Origin of the sequence: Flavonifractor sp. An10 (genome assembly GCF_002161215.1) — a bacterium.
GTDB classification, from domain to species: domain Bacteria; phylum Bacillota; class Clostridia; order Oscillospirales; family Oscillospiraceae; genus Flavonifractor; species Flavonifractor avistercoris.
This window is the reverse complement of record NZ_NFMB01000003.1, coordinates 402,932-421,938: the sequence shown is the minus strand read 5'-3', so window position 1 is coordinate 421,938 and position 19,007 is coordinate 402,932. Positions and strand designations below refer to the sequence as shown.

Genomic DNA, 19,007 nt, shown 5'->3' with positions numbered 1-19,007 from the left:
GAAGCTTGATGAAAATATTAACAGCCAGAGAGGCAGTTGAAACCTTTTTCTTTGATGGTGCGACCGTCACCTTCGGCGGATTTGCCAATGGGCTGATGCATCCCGAAGAGATTATGGCGGCTCTGGAAGATGCGGGGCGGGGCGGACACCTCAGAGATTTAAAGATCGTATACGCTTCCGGACAGGGTGACAGCGCCGACCGCGGCTTAAACCATTTGGCCGTTGACGGGCTATGCAAGACGATTATCGGTGGTCATTGGGGGCTGGCGCCTAAATTGGGAAAGCTGGCACTCGAAAATAAAGTCGCGGCCTATAACCTGCCTCAGGGTGTCATTTCTGAGCTGTTTCGTGAAATCGCGGCGAGGCGTCCGGGGGTTATCACCCATGTAGGATTGGATACCTTTGTAGATCCCCGACTGGAAGGCGGGAAGATCAACCAGGCTGCCTGTGAAGCGGGAGATGTTGTCAAACTCATTGAATTAGAGGGAGAAGAAAAGCTTTTTTACCCATCATTTCCCATCGATGTTGCAGTCATCCGTGCCACCTATGCCGATGAACACGGGAACTGCACATTTGAAAAGGAGGGTATATACGCCGAGGCCGTTGCACAGGCGCAGGCCGCCCACAACTCTGGCGGTAAGGTCATTGTTCAGGTGGAAGAAGTGGTCTCCTATGGTTGCCTGGATACGAGACTTATCCGCCTGCCCGGGATCTATGTGGATGCTGTGGTAGTAGCGGAACCGAGGCATCATATGCAGACCTTCGGCACCCAATACAATCCCGCGTTTTCAGGTGAGATTCGGGTTCCCCTGGATGCCCTCGCCCCTCTTCCGATGAGTGAACGTAAGATTATTGCCCGCCGCTCCGCGATGGAGTTAATTCCACATGCAGTCACGAATCTGGGAATCGGCATGCCGGAAGGCGTGGCCGCCATTGCGGCAGAAGAGGGCCTGACAGGCATGATTCTTACGACAGAAGTGGGCGCGGTAGGGGGCGTTCCAGCCGGCGGACTGGACTTTGGTGCCGCCACAAATGTAGATTGCATTCTGGAGCAGCCGGTCCAGTTTGATTTCTACGACGGCGGCGGACTGGATGTGGCATTTCTCGGGCTGGCACAGATGGACAAGATGGGAAATATTAATGTGAGCAAATTCGGCCCCAAAGTCGCCGGGTGCGGCGGCTTCATTAATATCACACAAAATGCCAAAAAAGTGGTCTACTGCGGTACGTTCAGCGCCGGAGGGCTGAAAGTCGCCGTGAATGACGGAAGATTGAGCATCATTCAGGAAGGCAGGGTCAGAAAACTGATCAATCAGGTGGAGCAGGTCACCTTCGCGGGAAGCTATGCAATGAAACACCGGCAACCCGTCCTATATGTTACGGAGCGTGCCGTATTTGAACTTACTGAGGACGGAGTAGAGCTGAAAGAGATTGCACCAGGCATCGATATTCAGAAAGATGTCCTTGATCAGATGGACTTCGTCCCTGTCATAAAGGATGTAAAAGTCATGGACGAGCGTATTTTCTGCGATGAATTGATGGGGCTTAAACTATAACTGCACCATGCGATATAAATAGGGTAAACCATAGGTGCCGCAAGTGCTCCGATTTAAACAGCTGATAGGATAAACTGCTAAGAACTGGAGGATCTTGTTATGACCATTGAGGAGATGAAGTTGGGAGACTGCGCCAGTGTAACCAAAACCGTCACAGAGACAGATGTCTACCTCTTTGCCGGAATTACAGGTGATCTAAACCCCGCCCACACAGACGAAGTATCGGCAAGTCAGACACGGTTTGGCGGACGGATTGCCCACGGTATACTAGGCGCTGGCTTCATATCCGCGGTCCTGGGCATGAAACTTCCGGGACCCGGTACCATTTATCTTGGGCAGGAGCTGAGGTTTACAAAGCCGGTTCGCATTGGTGATACAATTACTGCAACCTGTACCGTAAAGGAACTCCTGCCTGAAAAAAATATCGCCAAATTTGAAACCGTCTGTACGAATCAGCGGGGAGATACCGTAATTATAGGTATGGCTACAACAATGCCGCCGAGGGGCTAAACATGATTTTAAGAAGCCTCTACTGAATATGGACACAACAGGAAGGTAGACATATATGAAAGAAATCTATATTGTGAACTGCTGCCGTACCGCGGTGGGTTCCTTCGGGGGCAGCCTAAAGGACACGCCCGCCCCCGAGCTGGGCGCCGTGGTGGTGAAGGAGGCCCTGAACCGCGCCGGCGTGAAGCCGGAGCAGGTGGACGAGCTGATGTTCGGCTGCATCCTCACCGCCGCCCTGGGCCAGAACCCCGCCCGCCAGGTGGGCGTGAAGGCCGGCCTGCCCTACTCCGTCCCCGCCTACACCGTGGGCATGGTGTGCGGCTCCGGCATGAAGAGCGTCATTGAGGGCGCCCGGGCCATCCTGGCCGGCGACGCCGACATCATTGTGGCCGGCGGCACCGAGAACATGTCCGCCGCCCCCTTCGCCCTGCCCAATGAGCGCTGGGGCGCCCGCATGGGCGACAAGAAGGTCGTCGATACCATGATCAAGGACGGCCTGTGGGACGCCTACAACAACTACCACATGGGCACCACCGCCGAGAATATCTGCGACGTGTGGGGCATCACCCGGGAAGAGCTGGACGCCTTCGGCGCCGCCTCCCAGCAGAAGGCCGAGGCCGCCATCAGCTCCGGCCGGTTCAACGACGAGATTGTCCCCGTCATGGTGAAGAAGAAGGAAATGGTGGAGTTCAAGGTGGACGAGTTCCCCCGCGCCGGCACCACCGTGGAGGGCCTGGCCAAGCTGAAGGGCGCCTTCCCCGTGGGCCCCGAGGGCGTGGAGGACGAGATTGTCCACACCTTTGAGCCCACCCAGGTGCACGCCGACGACACCCGCAAGCACGTGCAGCGGGTCACCGCCGGCAACGCCTCCGGCATCAACGACGGCGCCGCCGCCATCGTGCTGGCCAGCGGCGAGGCCGTTGAGAAGTACGGCCTGAAGCCCATGGCCAAGCTGGTGAGCTGGGGCCAGGGCGGCGTGGATCCCAAGATCATGGGCGTGGGCCCGGTGCCCGCCTCCCGTCAGGCCATGGAGAAGGCCGGCCTGAAGATCGAGGACATCGACCTGGTGGAGGCCAACGAGGCCTTTGCCGCCCAGTCCATCGCCGTGGCCCGTGAGCTGGGCTTCGACATGGACAAGGTGAACGTCAACGGCGGCGCCATCTCCATCGGCCACCCCGTGGGCGCCTCCGGCGCGCGCATCATCGTCACCCTGCTCCACGAAATGCAGAAGCGGCCCGAGGCCAAGAAGGGCCTGGCCACCCTGTGCATCGGCGGCGGCATGGGTGTTGCAACCATCTTCGAAAAGTGCTAAACTAGGCTGTCAAGTACATTGGAAACTGTGATACCGTTAAATGCATTTTGGAAGGGAGAAGCCCTCGGCTGCTTTTGAGTGAGAGTGAGTAGAATACCAGGGCCCCTGCCTCAGCCATGTCGCCCCTGTATGCCGGTTTCATGGAAAGCACAGGAAAGTACCCCTCGGAAGCGATTTCCGCAGACTTGTGCGGCGCGTGAGAAAGTGGCTTCTCAGAGAATACAGGACAACACACCAAAGTGACCCAGCAGATGAAGGCCCAGAAAATGAACGCCCTCCCGGGCCCCCATTTGGGGCCCGGGAGGGCGTTCGTTTTGGTGGCGCCAAAGGCAACCCCCGGCTATGCCGGGGGTAAAAAATAGCTTATAGCGAGGAGAAAAGTAGAAAAAGAAAAAACTCCCTGATAAGGTAGAAGTGGTTTGCCGACCACACAACTACGATAACAGGGAGGTCTTCATCGTGAAAGACAAAGACATAAGTAGTTTAGAGCATACAAGTTGGAGGTGTCAATATCACATCGTATTTGCACCCAAATATCGAAGGATGGAGATATATAGTCAGATAAAACAAGATATAGGAGTAATATTAAGAAAACTGTGTCAGCAAAAGGGCATAGAGATTATAGAAGCCAGAGCGTGCCCAGACCATATACATATGTTGATAAGTATCCCACCCAAGTACAGCGTATCACAGATTATGGGGTATTTGAAAGGGAAAAGTAGTCTGATGATATTTGATCGGCATGCAAATTTGAAGTATAAGTATGGAAATCGGCACTTTTGGGCCAGAGGATATTATGTGGATACAGTGGGACGGAATAAAAAGCAAATAGCAGAGTATATCCGAAACCAACTGGCATCGGATCAAATAGCAGACCAGATAGGCCTGAAAGAGTTTGTTGACCCGTTTACGGGTCGCGAGAACAGGAAGGCATAAAAGGAACCCCTTAAGGGGTAGCCCGAGAAAGAAATGCAGTCGGCAAACCTTTCGGGGCCCCTTAAGGGGCTTCGTCCGTATCAGGCCCTTATAGGGCCTACTCAAGCCTCCGGCTTAGCCGGAGGTTTTGACTGCGGGGGAAGGATTTGAACCTTCGACCTCCGGGTTATGAGCTGCTGTCAGAAATTCAATCCATTGATTTCAGACGATTTCCGGCACTTTTTACTCCGAAAATCTGCCAAATCCCGGAGGTCATATATGCTCCGCTCCGCTGGTATTTTTCCTATTCTGGGTCAGGTTATGGGTCAGAGCAGTAGAGCCGCCTCAAGATTTGCGCCGCTATAAACAAAAAATGGCTCAGCGCGCGGCTCGCGGACAAAACGGCACCATCGGGCATGTGGATCGGAAGGGTTCCGTCTATGGAACCAGGGCGAGCAGATCCGCCACCGGGATGCCGGAGGAGGATTGGCCGCCTAGCCGGTCGGTCTCAAGCTCGTACCGGTAAATAGCGGTCCACAGCCTGGGCCCCAGCAGCGGGTCGGCGTGGAGCTTTCGGCTGAGCGGTTCCAGAAACACCTCCTCCGGCGGGAGCTGACCTGTCCAGCGGGATACCCGGTAGAGGGGCGAGAGGATCTGCACCACCCCGCTGCAAAAGCAGTGTCCGTGCTTGAGCGCGCCGACGTCCGCCCGGCCGCCCGGGCAGGGATAGAGCACCTGCACGCAGCAGCAGTCCCGGTTGTCCCCTACCTCCAGAACCAGGCACCGACCCGGGCCGGCAAAGGGCCGGCAGTCCACTGTAAGGATATCGCCGGGCCGGAACGGGACGGGCAGGTTCAGACTCAGGCCGGACCACCAGAAGTCCTCCTCTGGCTGGGGTGTGGCCTTCCCGTCCGGGCGCTCCCGCATGAACAGCCAGGCCTCTCCCGCCGCCGACAGCAGATAGGTGTATGCCCCGGGGCGCAGCATACCGCCCTCTTCCGGCCGGCACAGGGTCAGCTCGTACCAGTACCAGGGGCGGGCTTTCTCTTCCGGCGGCTCGTCCTCATAGAGCTCATCCAGATAGGACCTTGCGAAGGCCTGTACCGCTTTCCACTTAGTAAAAAGGAATACATCATCCCGTTCTATTCGGTTTGAATCTTCCGCGGCGGACATCTGCACCAGCTGGAACACCGTGCCCGGTATCTGCGGCCCGGTGAGCGCCTCCAGCACCCGTGCTGCGGCCCGGCAGTATTCCTCTGCCAGCCGGCGCGCACCCGGCTCTGTCTGTGCTAGGGCGATCCGCTCCAGAACCGCCAGCTTTTTCTCCAGCGGCGCCGGTGCGCCTGCCGCAGCCTCCAGCCAAACCTGGAGGGGCAGCGTGTCCCCCACCTTTTTCAGATAGCCGCGCATTTCCGCGGACTCGATGAGCTCCAGCACCGCTGCGGTCGCCTTTTCCATGACAAGCCCCTCCCTTTGGATGTTACGGGTACAGGATAACGGATTGGATGGGGCAAAAACGCCCCATCCAATCCGCTATCCTGTGGGCAGAAGGGGGAAGCTGCATGCTGTTTTATTGCTTTACGTTTACTGCGGATAACGCCGAGCAGGTGCTTCCGGAAAAGGAGGACCAGGCCGACCGGTCGCTGTTGCGGGAGCAGATCGAGGCGTTCCGCCTGGATGAAAACGGACTTGAAAAAGACTACTTCATCTTTTTGGAGCAATATCATGAGAATCACCTCATCCTGGGCGCCGCACTGACAGAACACTTGGGACGGGAGCCCCAGGACTTCCTCCAAAGTCTGGGGCTGACCGGAGTCCGGCTGGAGAAGGCAGAGGAGATCACCGGCAGCCGGCTGCGGGGTATGCTGGAGAAGGCGGAGGATCAGAGGCTGGTGGCAGACTGGCGCTCCTGGCTGGACCAGTTTGCCTGCCTGCACTTTTACCGGCGAGGGGGGCACCACTTCGAGTCTGACAGCCGCATACTCCGGGACAAGTTGCTGGCCCGGAAGCGCCCCTGGGCGGAGCTGGCCCGTCGGGCAGAGGAACTTATGTGCTCCGGCACCTTCCTTCCCGAACTGGAGCGCGTCCGCCGCCCCGCCGCCGCCACGTTCTCCGGAGGCTATCCGGTTCACTATCTGGTTCAGGCGGAGCATGTCCCGGACCAGCAGGAAATTGCCGGGCTCCTGCTCCAGGCGCTGTACCAGGCCGGTAGGCTGGAGAGCCGGCGGTACTGCATCTGCGATTTGGATGATATAAAGGGCTTCATGGATGTGACCGAGATCTGCGGCAACGCTGCCCACGGCGCCCTGGTCGTGATGGCGGGGGAGGTGGAACGGGGCGACGCCTTTGCCAAAAGCGACCTGAACGGCATCAAGCTGCTGGCGGATTGCTTCGACCTCTTCGGGGACAGCCTCCAGCTGGTGGTCTGCCTGCCGACAGGAGCTGCGGAGGCCCGGGAGGCCCTGCTCGAGCAGCTGGAGGGCACGGTGCTGGTGGAACTCCGGGAGGAGCCCGCCACACCGGAGCAGGCCCGGGCCTATCTCCGAAGAAGGGCGAAAAAGGACGGGGTGCCGGGGGACCGGACCCTTTACCGGGGCCTGGACAGCGGGCCCAGCCTCCGCCGGACGGAGCTGGACGAGCGGTACCGGCGCTGGCACAACTGCCTCCTGCGCAGCCGGGTCTATCCGCAGTATGCCCACATGACCCCCGCCCGGGATCTGGCTGCCGCCCGGAAGCCCAAAGGGGACGCCTATCGGCATCTCCAGGAGCTGGTGGGGCTGGAGCGGGTCAAAGCTGTGGCGGATCAAATCCTGGACTACGCCAAGGCGCAGAAACTGTTTGCGGCCCAGGGTATGGCCTGCGCCATGCCTGCCCTGCACATGGCCTTCACCGGGAACCCCGGCTCGGCCAAGACCACTGTGGCCCGGCTGCTGGCGGAGATTCTGGTGGAAAACAAGGTGCTGCCCTATGGACGGCTCCATGAGGTGGGGCGGGCCGACCTAGTGGGCAAATATGTGGGCTGGACCGCCAAACTGGTACAGGAGGCCTTCCGGAAGGCCAAAGGCTCCGTCCTGTTCATCGACGAGGCCTACTCCCTGGCAGACGGCCGGGGTCTCTACGGCGATGAGGCTATCAACACCATCGTCCAGGAGATGGAGAACGCCCGGGGAAGCACGGTGGTGATCTTCGCCGGCTATCCCGACAAAATGGAGCAGTTTCTGGAACAGAACCCTGGCCTGCGCTCCCGCATCGCCTTCCATGTACCCTTCGACGACTACACGCCGGAGCAGCTGGTGGACATCACACGGTTGCTGGCGGAAAAAAAGAAGCTGACGGTGGAGCCAGCGGCGGCGGAGAAGCTCCTGGCCATCTACCGGGACGCGGTAAAAACGCCGGACTTCGGAAATGGCCGTCTGGCCCGGAACCTGCTGGAACGGGCCTGCATGCGTCAGGCCAGCCGCCTGGTGCGGGTCGGGCCGGAACGGGTATCCTCCAGGGAGGTAGGCCTCCTGCTGGCGGAGGATTTTGAGGCGCCGGTATGCGAAAGCCGGCCAGAGCGGAGGACCATCGGCTTTGCGTAAGGAGGCATGCCGTTATGAGATTGCCGAAGCTGATTGCCCGACTCAGGGAAAAGCTCCGTCCTGTCACCGGTAGCCGGATTACCGGCCCCGACGGTCAGTCCTTCCTCCTGGTGGGCTGGACTGACCGGGGCGGGCAGGTGCTGGTGTGCGCCCCGTGCCGGGACTTTGACAAGCCCCACTTCTTCTTTCGGTATGGCCGGGGCCGGGAGATCTGCCTGCTGCTGGAAGATGCCCGGCCCATGGAGCCCCACGACAACCTGCCCCTCTCCCGGCGGTGGGAGCTGGAGCGGTTCTTTCGCCAACGGAGAGCGCCGGGCGACCCCACTAACTGGGAACAGGCCATGGCCGCGTGGAACGCCTACAACGCCTGCCAGGTACCGGAACAACTCCACCGCCCCTTCTACGTTAATCTGCTGCAGCGGGAGGACTGGGCTACGGCCTTTACCCGCCGGGGGAAATTCGCCCTGCGGATCGGAACAGACGACTGTGAGCCCCGGCCCCATTTCCACTATGTCCGGCCGGACGGCACGGGAGCGGCGGTCAGCCTGACGGAGCCCGCCTGGCTCTCCCCGGCAGAAGACAGGCTTTCCCCGGAGGAACGTTCAGAGCTGGCCGCCGTCCTGGCAGGCCCGGCCCCTAGCTATTATTTTCCGGGCACGGTATATCAGGCCCTGCTGGCACTGTGGAACGACCAGAACGGAGGGGACAGCTTCCACGCCCCCGTGGATGAAGACGCGGCCATGCCCGATTACAGCAGGCTTTCCGGCCCGCCCTTGCCCTGAGGGGACAGCTCTGCTATACTGAAGTGGGGGAGGGAATGACCATGTATGCCAAACAGCCCAAGAAGCTGCTGATCGTGAACATTCTGGACATCCTGCGCAGATACTCCGACGAGAACCACAGGCTCAGCCAGCGGGAGATTGGCGACCTGCTGCGCAGCCGGTACGGTATGACCGCCGACCGGAAGGCCATCAAACGCAACCTGATGGATCTGGTGGAGTTCGGCCTGGGTGTTGAATACACGGAGATCGCCCGCACTACATCGGACCCCCGGACAGGGGAGTTGGCGGAGAACACTATCCTCACTGAATTCTACCTGGTGCGGGAGTTTACCGACGGGGAACTGCGGCTGCTCATTGACGGGCTTCTCTTCTCCCGGCACCTGCCCCACAGTCAGTGCAGGGAGCTGGTGGAGAAGCTGGAGGAGCTGTCCAGTGTCTATTTCCGCTCCCGGGTGGGCCATATCGCTCCCATGCCGGAGGACCGGACCGACAACCGGCAGCTCTTTCTCAACATCGAGCTGCTGGACGAGGCCATCTGCAGAAACCGGAAGGTCTCCTTTCACTATCTGGAGTACCGCACGGACAAGCAGCAGCACCTTCGTACCCGGTCCGACGGCAGCGTCCGGGAGTATGTAGTCACTCCCTACCAGATGGCGGCTAGGGAGGGAAAATACTACCTTATCTGCAACCATGACAGCCACGACAATGTGGCCAACTACCGGCTGGACCGCATCTGTGACCTGGAGGTGCTGAATGAGTCCGCCCGGCCCTTCTCCTCCCTGACGGGGACGGATGGCCGCCCATTGGATCTGGCGGAGTATATGAGGCGCCATGTCTATATGTATGCCAGCGGCGACTGCCGGGCCAGGCTGCGGATCGCCTCCTTCCTGGTCAGCGATATGATCGACCTATTTGGGATGGATATCGCTTTCTCTGACGAGGATGACAACGGTGTCACTGCCACGGTGTTCGCCAACGAAATGTCTGTGGAGCAGTTCGCCAAGAGCTTCGCACCCCATGTGACCGTCCTGGAGCCGGAGGATTTACGGGACAGAGTGAAGGGGATGCTGGAGCGGGCGCTGGAGGGGTACCAATAAAATGAGAGGGGAAGCAGACGGGATGAGTATGAACCAGTATTTTGATTGGGGAAAAGGCATTGAACGATGCTCAAATCTGGAGGAGCTTTTTGTGCTCTGGAGGGCGGCGCATCTGTGCGAACAGCTTTCTGAAGGTTATCCGGACACCTATCCCATCGGCAGGGGCGGCAAAAAAGTAGACGATGAGGACACGGAAAAATTCAGGGGCAGCTTCTGCCCGGACGGCGTCACCCGCATGGAGGTGCCTGTCAGACAGCCGTGTACCCAAAGTGTGCAGGTGCTTTTTATTTTAAAGGAGGCCAATCTCAGCGGCTACGGCGCCATTGGTCCGGAAACCAGCGGTCGCTTCTGGTTCAACGAGTGCATAAATAGTTCGACAAGGAAAATATATGCAAATAGGTTTCAAGCGGTTTTTGAAGCATTGGGGCGGAACGGTACAGAATCTTTTGGATATATAAACCTGAATAAACGGGGTGGATTTGGGGATTGCAATAACACGCAGCTGAAGCAGTATGTTCAAAAGTACATGGCCTTCATCATACGGGAGATTGAACTTCTGTCTCCGGAGATCATCGTCTGCTGTGGCTGCTTTGATGTGGTCGCTGAGATGCTCGGGATTCAGCCCTGGAACAAGGGCGGACCCCAACATGTGTGGCTCCCAGGCAAAAGTGAATGGACTGACGTTTATTATGTGTACCACCCCGCCTGTCATATTTTTGAGCCAAGCCTTAAGAATCTGAAAGAGCCTGTAACAATCCGACACCCGTGACTGCCTTCATCCTGAGAAGGAGGATGCTGTGTGAATATCCCAGCGCTGATCTCATCCCCCCGTATCGCCGCCTGGCTCGCCTGCCAGTCCCTTACCCCCTTTGAACAGGGTCAAATCATCGCCTGCGCCCCCCTGCCTATGAACCGGAAGGCGGAGCTGCTGGAGGGGCTGGCGGCGGAGGCGAACCCGGCGGAGGCCCGCGCCATTCGGTTTCTGGCAAAGACCTTCCGGGCGGCTTGGCAGGCGTTTTATGAGGCCCTCCCGGACCGGTTGTATCTTTGGCGGGAAGACCAGGAACCATACTTCCGCCTGGATGCGGCCCTTCATGCGTCTGTGTGCCCTTCTGTCGGGACAGACCCGCTGCTGCAACTGTTTGATCCCCTGCCAAGCGGGGAGGCACGATTTATCGGCGCTTTTTTGATGGTGCGGGATGCGTGCGGCGTCTGGTTTCCCCATTATCCCGTCCTGGGAGATGCTCTGCTCCGGCGGGCGGGGCTGGGGGAACTCCGGGAGGAGTCATTTCTGCGGGGGGCCGCGGAGCACCGCCTTCCCGGCGAAAAAGAGCCGATCCTCCACCATCTGCCCGACCTGGAGCTTCCCTTCTCCGACGGCAACTGGGTCAGAACCGCCGGCATCCCGGCCGGCCTGTTTCTCCAGGGCGTCTGTGAGGATGGCACGCCTCACCCCTGTGTCTGCTTTGTAGGGGACGACGACCGGGAAAAGCTGGCCTCCTGCTCCACCCATAACTGGTCGGCGAACTGGCTCTCCATGGAACCGATGGAGAAGGCCGCTCCGAAGCCGCGGGCCCTGAAAAAGCTCCGAAGTTGGCTGTTGGATTTTGGCATCGGGAGTCCGGATGCGTTTGCCCTTTGCGCTCAGCTGATCAGAGGGTAGGCTCTGCTTGCCGCAAGCGACCGCCCGGCGCATTTGCGGGCGTGGCCCGCACCCACTTTCCTGGCGGGGGAAGTCACACTCATGTGCAGGATTGCCGGACAGGACCCCTGTGGCGGCCGTGTGACCTCTGTGTGCCGGTTTCGAGGCGGTGGAGAAGGTGTGTGCCCCTGCCAGAGGGCTTCGACGACGTTGGGCCGTGTGTGGGGCGGTGGCTGTCTGGGACAGTCATGACGCGGCGAGCCTGGCCATCGAAGAATTCTGTTCCGGCTGATGACAGCGCCTTGCCTTAAGATGATATATATCAGAAAAGTCCAAGTGATACCTGAGTCAGGAGCGCAAAGCCGCACGACGAGAGGATTGGAACGATTACAGAAATGAGGGGCTATTTTATGGGCTTGTTGAGCGACATGTGGACTACAGAAGAGCGATATCTTGTTTCGCTGGAGTGCCAAAACATCCCAGCTTCAATTGCACACGGTTGGGTTGGGTATAAATTTTCCTGTTATACAATCGATTGGAAATGCAAAGATCCTGCCGAGCTTTCGACCATTTTAACTGCAATGGATCAAGATAAACAACCATTCTACGGCTCAATAAACGGAGCCATTCCAGTACGTGTGATTGGTAATCTGAATGTCACCGAAGAGACCATACCAAGCATTTTAAGCCTCTGGCAACAGGCTGAGGAATGTAATAAGTCATCTGATTCATTATGGCTGGTCGTATGTGCTGATAGTCTCAGCACATTGGAGGACATATATCGCACCTGTTTCCTTTTCTATACCGATCCACTTAGTATGGCACCTTTTGATTTCACAGATCTCATGGAAGCTATGGGAGCAGCTCTTTCCACAAAAATCCAGATTCTCACTTCAGGGCCATATTCCCGCTCAGAAAATGGCCTGTTTCTTCCGAAAGACGGTCGCTTTGTGCTGTGCGATGCTCATGTCGGGGATATTCCAGAGTCATGGGGACTGACTGATCTGGAGGAACTCTTGAACGCTCAATACAGTAAGCTGGTTGTGAAGCCAGAATTCTTTCTCGATATCACTTTCTTTTGTTGCCCCTTTGAACATCACCGAATTATTTATACAAAAGAGATCCTTGGAACTGGGCCCGGTCTTTCCGATGAAGGGTGTCAACCTCCGAGCTCCGGGTTATGAAGTTGCTACCAACGGTTCAATCCGTTGATTTCATGCGCTTTCTGGCCCTTTTTATCCCAGAAATCTGCCAAATTCCAGAGGTCATATAGTCTCCGCTCTGTCGGGATTTTTCCTGTTCTGTGTCAGATTCAGGGTCAAGGCGGTAGACCCACCTCAAAAGCTGCGCCGCAATAAAACAAAAAAGGGGTTAGCCCCTACGGGGAAATTCAGAAGGAAGAACTTGGCTCTGTGCCGTGCCTGGAGTAACCCATCCGGAGGCTGGAGGTCAAGGGGACGTTTTACCCACCCATGGGTGGGGCAAGCAGAGCACCTGGCTTGCCGCAAGCGGCAGCCCGGCGCATTTGCGGGCGTGGCCCGCACCCACTTTGCACCGTGAGCATCCGGCGTACTCAAGCACGAGGCGGACAGGCAGGAGGAAACCGCTGTCGCGGCCGTGTGCACCCTGTGTGCCGGTTTCAGAGCGGAAGCGGGGCAAGCTGCCCCCGGAACGGGAATTTCGGCGGTGTTGGGCCGTGTGTGGGGCGGTGGCTGTCTGGGACAGCCATGACGCGGCGATCCTGGCCATCCAGAACATTCAATTCCAGAAGAAGAACGCCTCCGGGGAGTCCCGTTTCGGGTTCTCTGGGGGCGTTCGATTTTCGTACTAGGATAAAGAGAGGTGGTCGCAAGCGCCCATCTCCCGGCCACAAAGCCCCGCGGTGCGGGGCTTTTCCGGCTTTCGCGGAAGGTGCACCTTTTCGCCACAGTCGGTGGTTTTAGGTGGTCGTCAATTTGAGAAATCCAATGTTCCCAGCCGGTTCCAGCCTTTTTGACCGACGCTGTCGGGGCGTTTGGGCTGGGAGCATCCTTCCCCGCGCAGGGTACGCAAATCCTGCGCCGCATAAAACAAAGAAAAGGCAAATGATAATGTTCTGTTAACTCTGCACCGTTGGCCTGGCTATTTCTCCCCTTCTGCGGTATGCTGTGTTGCTGCAAAGGAGGTAATAAGCCATGGCAAAACGAAGGGCCAACGGGGAGGGTAACCTCCGCAAGCGGAAAGATGGCCGATGGGAAGGGCGATATACCGCCGGCCGCGATCCAGAGACGGGCAGGGCCATCTACAAGAACGTGCTGGGAAAGACCCAGGCGGAGGCTAAGGCAAAGCTGAAACAAGCAATCGAGGAAGCGAAAGGACTGGACACGGCCAAGGTTGGCCGGTACACGGTGGGGCAGTGGATGGAGGTGTGGTTCGAGCACTACGCCAAGGTGAAGGTACGGCCCTCATCCCACCAGACCTACCGTGGGTATATCGACAACCACATCAAGCCCAATATTGGAAAAATCCCGCTGGGAAAGCTCACTTCTCTGGAATTACAGAAGTTCTACAAGAAGTTGTTGGAGGAAGGCAGGGTGGACCGGCTGGAATCCAGGCATCAGGCCAAGGGGCTGAGCCCCAAGACCGTGCGGAACATCCACCAGATCATTTCCTCGGCTATGAAACTGGCTCAGGAGCAGAAACTGATAGCCAGCAATCCGGCGGAGGGCTGCGCCCTGCCAAGGTTGGAGCACCGGGAGATGAAAACCCTACCTGTGGAACAGCTCCAGTCCTTCCTGAGAGAGGCCAAGGACAGCGGCGTGTTTGAGCTCTACTACCTGGAGTTGGCCACCGGCTTGAGGCGAGGCGAACTTCTCGGCCTGAAATGGGAGGATATTGATTTGGAGCGGGGCGACCTCCGGGTTAAGCGGCAGATCGCCCGGATCAACGGAGAGGTGCTGGAGGCACCTCTGAAAACAAAAAACGCCTACCGCACCCTGCCGCTGGCGGTGGATACGATAGACGTTCTGGAAGCACAGAAGAAGAAAGCAGAAGACAGCCCCTGGGTGTTCCCCAGCCCTACCGGCGGTCCAATCTCCCCGGACAGCGTGCTGCACATGCTCCACCGGGTGCTGAAACGGGCGGGGCTGCCTAGGGTTAGGTTCCATGATCTGCGCCACACCTTTGCCACCCTGGCCCTGCAGAACGGGGTGGATGTGAAAACGGTGTCCGGGATGCTGGGGCACTTCTCTGCGGGGTTCACCCTGGACACATACGCCCACGTGACCACGGCATCCCAACGCCAGGCGGCAAAAACCATGGGCAGCGTCCTCTCTGGAACTCTCCAGCCCTGACCGCTCCGAGATCCCGTATGGGTCGCGGTTTGGGTCAGACCAAAACGGCAAAAATAATCAGCCCGAAAAAGTGATGAAAACAAAAGGAAACCCGTCAGAATCCACGAATTCTGACGGGTTTATGGTTGCGGGGGAAGGATTTGAACCTTCGACCTCCGGGTTATGAGCTGCTGCCAGAGGTTCAATCCATTGATTTTGGGCACTTTCCGCCCCTTTTTGCTCTGGAAATCTGCCAAATCCTGGAGGTCATATGCTCTCCGCTCCGCCGAGATTTTTCCTGTTCTGGGTCAAGTTTTGGGTCAAGGTAGTAGCCCGGCCGCAGAATTTGTAGCAGGTATAGGAAAAAGAAGCTGCCAACTGCGCCAGAGAAAGCCTATAAGATAAAAGAAGAAGGTTGAGAACTCAACGGTGAAAATGGACGCTCAGGTCACACTTATCTGCTCGGATGTGGGTACGAGTAAACTCCACCGGCTGTTCGTCCCCGGGGCCGGCGGGGGCCCCGTCGGCCCGCTCGGGGCTGCCATAGCGCACGCACTGGAGGGTGAGTACCCCCCGCCTGGGATCCACGTCCAGCAGCCTGGCATCGGGAGAATCCAGCCGGGTGATACCCAAACTCTGCTCCCCGCGTAATAGGTGTATGCCATAAAATTCGTACACCTCATGGAGTGGAAATACGTTCAGATCCACATCGGCTAAATTGGGGACAAGCCACTGTGGGATGTAGGCCTCTTCCAAAGACAGGGGCTCCCCATCCAGCAGGCTCAGGCGCTTGACATAATAAAGCGGTTCTTCTGCCAGACAGTTCAGCCAGCTGGCATAGAGAGGGCCGGCAGTACGGCTGGCTTTGACCAGAAGCCGCTGCTCAAAGTGCTTGGCCGATGCCTTCAGCGTTTGTTCAAAGCCGCCCACAGTCTCCAGATCCTGCTCCAGCTTTTCTCCCACCACAAAAATCCCTTTGCCCTGGACACTCTTGAGCAGCCCTTCTCCGATCAGGGCGGAGATGGCCGAGCGAACCGAAAGACGGTGGATGCCGTATTTCTCAGCCAAAGTGCCTACTGAGGGGATGGCGGTGCCGGGGGGATATTCGCCGTTTTCGATCTTGCTGCGGATGAGCTCGCGAAGTTGGAGATACAGGGGGGACTGGGGGCCCACAGCTTCGTCATGCCTCATATTCAGTTATCGCCCCTTCCAATTTACGCTCCATAACCGTGGTGATACGCAGGCGGTCCGGCCGGGCTGCTGCCCGGCAGTACTCCATCATCTGTCCGCCCTGGTCGTAGGTAGTACTGACAATCCAGAATAGGGGAGACTCCGGTTCCACCCCCATCAGTGCAGCTTCCTCATCCGTGGCATAAGTGATGCCGATTTTTTCATCGCCCTCCCGGGGAATCACGCCATAGTCCTCCTCTAGTATAGCGAAGAGGGACTGGTGCTCCAGATCCTTCTTTTCCAGGCCGGGAACACGCCCTGCGGGGATATAGGATGTCTCAATCATCACCGGCTCCCCATCCACCGAGCGCAGGCGCACGATTTTATAAAGCGGATAGCCCAACATTTGGCCAAATCGCTTTGCCAGATGCTTGTCGCACTCTGCCTGCTCCAGCCGCAGCAGGCGGGTGGTCACGGTACGCCCCTGTCCCGCGGCTGACTGACTCATGGACAGCAGGCCTTGGAGGCTGCGGGTGTATTTGGCCGGAGCCACGAAGGTGCCTGCCCCGATCCGGGAGCGGAGGGTTCCATCCTCTTCCATCAGGGACAGAGCGTTGCGGAGGGTGGAGCGGCTCAGCCCCCAGCGCTGGCTCAGTGCCCGCTCAGAGGGCAGACGATCCCCCGGCGCCAGGCCGTACTCCACCAGGAAGCCCTCCAGCAGTTCCCGCGCCCGGGCACCCGGCCTGAGCTTATATTCCTCCATTCATCATCGCTCCTCCTCCGGCCCCGGGCCGGAAAATCTGTCAAAAGCATACCACATTTCCAAAGATCTGACAATGGCGCATCCAGGCAGGTGAAGGTGATTTCAGTCCAATTCTGCTCCGGCCTGCAGGAAAAAGTCCGGCGTTTCTTCAGTTTTTTTCCAACTGCAAAAGCTGTGGAGCACAAAGAATATTTAAAATTACAAATTGGTATGCTTTTATTTTTTGCTTATCTGTAAAAAGAGATTGCTATCCCTGGGAAGATATGCTATGATGCAGGCAAAGAGAGAGGCGGAGGAAAACCACCCGGTTTCCGCCTGGATTTTTGCGGCTTTTAACCAAAAATGAGGTGAGATCGGGCATGGCAGAGAGTATTGTATCCCTGATCAACGTGGAGAAACGGTTCGGGAGCAACCTAGTGGTACGAAAAATGAATATGGAGATCCAGGAGGGGGAGTTCCTCACCCTGCTGGGGCCCTCCGGCTGCGGCAAGACCACCACCCTGCGGATGATCGCCGGGTTTGAGGATGCCACCTCCGGCATCATCAAGGTGCAGGGGGAACGGGTGGAGAGCAAGGAGCCCTATCAGCGGGACGTGAACACCGTGTTCCAGAATTACTCCCTGTTCCCCCACATGACAGTGTTTGACAACGTGGCCTACGGTTTGACCATCAAAAAGGTTCCCAAGGACGAGATCCAGCGCCGTGTGACCGAGATGCTCGCCCTGGTGCAGCTGGCTGGCTTTGAAAAGCGCAAGCCGGACGCACTGTCCGGCGGGCAGAAGCAGCGGGTGGCCATCGCACGGGCCCTGATCAACAACCCCAAAGTGCTGCTGCTGGATGAGCCGCTGGGCGCCCTGGATCTCAAGCTGCGCAAGCAGATGCAGATTGAGCTCAAGCGCCTTCAGAAAAAGCTGGGCATCACCTTCGTCTATGTCACCCATGACCAGGAAGAGGCCCTCACCATGTCCGACCGCATTGCCGTCATGAATGGCGGTGTGATCGAACAGCTGGACGTGCCCATGGAGATCTATGACCATCCGAAGACCCGCTTTGTAGCCGGATTCATCGGGGAGTCCAACATTTTCGACGGCACGGTGAAGGCGGTGGAGGGGGACCTGCTGCGGGTGGAAACCCCGTCCGGAATGCTCACCACACGCGGCAAGGGGTTCCAGGTTGGCGAGGAGATGCATGTATCTGTCCGTCCGGAGCACCTGGAGTACGGCCTGGCGCCGGCGGAGGGCTTCGATCTGCCGGCTATCCTGAAGGACTTCACCTATATGGGCACGGTAGTCAAGACCGCCCTGGACCTGCGGGACGGCCAGGAGGTCAAGTTCTCCCGGTTCGAGCAGGACTACGGCCTGCGGGAGGGGGAGCAGCTCTTCCTCCGCTGGAGCCCGGAAAAATCGGTGGCCATCAAGAAGTCGGCCGCCGCCCAGTAAAGGGGGCGCGGAAATGAGCCGTCACAAGCCAAACGCCGGCGCCGGCGAGCTGGAGGCCATCAACCGCCGGCGGGACGTGCGCCGCAAGACCATCCCCGCTCTGGCCCAGGCCGGGCCGGTGTCGGCGTGGATGGTGCTCTTCGTCACCATCCCCATGCTCTACATCATCTATGTCAGCTTCATGTCCCGGGGCGTCTTCGGCGATGTGGTGTACGAGTTCTCTCTGGAAAGCTATCAGACCCTGCTGGACAGCATCTACTTCAAGGTCATCGTCAAGTCCCTCCAGGTGGCCCTGTTCACCACCGTGGCCTGCCTGCTGCTGGGCTACCCCTTCGCCTACTACATCGCCCGCAAGCCGCCGGAGGTGGCCTCCAAGCTGATCATGCTCATCATGATCCCCTTCTGGACCAACTCCCTGATGCGGCTGAACAGCTGGCTGCTCCTCTTCCAGACCAGCGGCCCGGTGAACACCTTCCTCCAGTGGGCGGGCATCACCAGCGGGCCCATCACCTTCATCTACACCGACCCCCTGGTGATGCTGGGCCTGGTGACCAACATGCTCCCCTTCGCGGTGCTCCCCCTGTACAGCACCATTGAGAAATTGCAGAACTCCCTGCTGGAGGCCTCCTCCGACCTGGGGGCCAACCCCCGGCAGACCTTCTTCCGCATCACCCTGCCCCTCACCTTCCCCGGCATCTTCTCCGCCGTGATCCTGGTGTTCATCCCCTCCCTGGGCATCTACACCGTGTCCGACATGCTGGGCGGGGGCAAGGTCCTCTACATCGGCAACATCATCAAGAACCAGTTCGGCGCCATCCGCAACTGGCCCCTGGGCGCGGCCCTGTCCGTGCTGCTGCTGGTGATCACCGGGCTGCTGATCTTCATCTACACCCGCTTCGCCAAGCTGGAAGACATGGAGGTGGTGTGAC

Annotated in this window: 16 protein-coding genes; 13 read left to right on the top strand and 3 right to left on the bottom strand. The window is 58.3% G+C overall.

Annotated features, from left to right (window positions below; genetic code table 11):
- Positions 1 to 5: 5 nt before the first annotated feature.
- From B5E42_RS07265 to tnpA, 4 genes are all read left to right on the top strand, one after another.
- Complete coding sequence (locus B5E42_RS07265) at positions 6 to 1,556, top strand: CoA-transferase (protein ID WP_087238129.1); 1,551 nt, start codon at positions 6 to 8, stop codon at positions 1,554 to 1,556.
- Positions 1,557 to 1,655: 99 nt separating this feature from the next.
- The gene (locus B5E42_RS07260; RefSeq protein WP_087238127.1) at positions 1,656 to 2,066 is read left to right on the top strand and encodes a MaoC family dehydratase; all 411 of its coding nucleotides are present in this window, start codon (positions 1,656 to 1,658) and stop codon (positions 2,064 to 2,066) included.
- 55 nt (positions 2,067 to 2,121) lie between these two features.
- Complete coding sequence (locus tag B5E42_RS07255) at positions 2,122 to 3,378, top strand: acetyl-CoA C-acetyltransferase (protein WP_087238125.1); 1,257 nt, start codon at positions 2,122 to 2,124, stop codon at positions 3,376 to 3,378.
- A gap of 459 nt (positions 3,379 to 3,837) precedes the next feature.
- Positions 3,838 to 4,314, top strand: a complete 477-nt coding sequence (tnpA, locus tag B5E42_RS07250; RefSeq protein WP_204244376.1) for an IS200/IS605 family transposase — start codon at positions 3,838 to 3,840, stop codon at positions 4,312 to 4,314.
- A gap of 417 nt (positions 4,315 to 4,731) precedes the next feature.
- Here tnpA and B5E42_RS07245 read toward each other — a convergent pair whose 3' ends face one another.
- Positions 4,732 to 5,751: a hypothetical protein gene (locus tag B5E42_RS07245; protein ID WP_087238123.1), complete on the bottom strand. Its 1,020-nt coding sequence runs from the start codon at positions 5,749 to 5,751 to the stop codon at positions 4,732 to 4,734.
- A 104-nt stretch (positions 5,752 to 5,855) separates the two neighbouring features.
- On the opposite strand from B5E42_RS07245, the gene B5E42_RS07240 reads away from it, so the two are divergent.
- The 7 genes from B5E42_RS07240 to B5E42_RS07210 all read left to right on the top strand — a co-directional run bounded on the left by B5E42_RS07240 (position 5,856) and on the right by B5E42_RS07210 (position 14,727).
- Entirely contained in the window at positions 5,856 to 7,874 is a 2,019-nt protein-coding gene (locus tag B5E42_RS07240; RefSeq protein ID WP_162613926.1) for an AAA family ATPase, read from the top strand.
- Between the two features lie 14 nt (positions 7,875 to 7,888).
- Entirely contained in the window at positions 7,889 to 8,656 is a 768-nt protein-coding gene (locus B5E42_RS07235) for a hypothetical protein (RefSeq protein ID WP_087238119.1), read from the top strand.
- Positions 8,657 to 8,697: 41 nt separating this feature from the next.
- Entirely contained in the window at positions 8,698 to 9,753 is a 1,056-nt protein-coding gene (locus tag B5E42_RS07230) for a WYL domain-containing protein (protein WP_162613925.1), read from the top strand.
- 22 nt (positions 9,754 to 9,775) lie between these two features.
- Positions 9,776 to 10,522: a hypothetical protein gene (locus B5E42_RS07225; RefSeq protein ID WP_141242481.1), complete on the top strand. Its 747-nt coding sequence runs from the start codon at positions 9,776 to 9,778 to the stop codon at positions 10,520 to 10,522.
- Positions 10,523 to 10,552: 30 nt separating this feature from the next.
- Positions 10,553 to 11,416, top strand: a complete 864-nt coding sequence (locus tag B5E42_RS07220) for a hypothetical protein (RefSeq protein ID WP_087238113.1) — start codon at positions 10,553 to 10,555, stop codon at positions 11,414 to 11,416.
- A gap of 389 nt (positions 11,417 to 11,805) precedes the next feature.
- Positions 11,806 to 12,579 carry a hypothetical protein gene (locus tag B5E42_RS18785; RefSeq protein WP_141242480.1) on the top strand — a complete coding sequence of 258 codons (774 nt, stop codon included), beginning with the start codon at positions 11,806 to 11,808 and terminating at the stop codon, positions 12,577 to 12,579.
- A 990-nt stretch (positions 12,580 to 13,569) separates the two neighbouring features.
- The gene (locus B5E42_RS07210) at positions 13,570 to 14,727 is read left to right on the top strand and encodes a site-specific integrase (protein ID WP_087238109.1); all 1,158 of its coding nucleotides are present in this window, start codon (positions 13,570 to 13,572) and stop codon (positions 14,725 to 14,727) included.
- A gap of 402 nt (positions 14,728 to 15,129) precedes the next feature.
- Here the strand turns inward: B5E42_RS07210 and B5E42_RS07205 are convergent, their stop codons facing one another.
- A complete protein-coding gene (locus B5E42_RS07205; protein WP_087238107.1) occupies positions 15,130 to 15,897 on the bottom strand; it encodes a GntR family transcriptional regulator in 768 nt (255 codons plus the stop codon).
- The gene (locus tag B5E42_RS07200; protein ID WP_087238105.1) at positions 15,887 to 16,639 is read right to left on the bottom strand and encodes a GntR family transcriptional regulator; all 753 of its coding nucleotides are present in this window, start codon (positions 16,637 to 16,639) and stop codon (positions 15,887 to 15,889) included. The genes B5E42_RS07205 and B5E42_RS07200 overlap by 11 nt, the downstream gene beginning before the upstream one ends.
- Before the next feature lie 359 nt (positions 16,640 to 16,998).
- On the opposite strand from B5E42_RS07200, the gene B5E42_RS07195 reads away from it, so the two are divergent.
- Both B5E42_RS07195 and B5E42_RS07190 read left to right on the top strand, forming a co-directional pair.
- Entirely contained in the window at positions 16,999 to 18,078 is a 1,080-nt protein-coding gene (locus tag B5E42_RS07195) for an ABC transporter ATP-binding protein (RefSeq protein ID WP_087238103.1), read from the top strand.
- 13 nt (positions 18,079 to 18,091) lie between these two features.
- Positions 18,092 to 19,006: an ABC transporter permease gene (locus B5E42_RS07190; RefSeq protein ID WP_242967052.1), complete on the top strand. Its 915-nt coding sequence runs from the start codon at positions 18,092 to 18,094 to the stop codon at positions 19,004 to 19,006.
- Position 19,007: the final 1 nt, after the last annotated feature.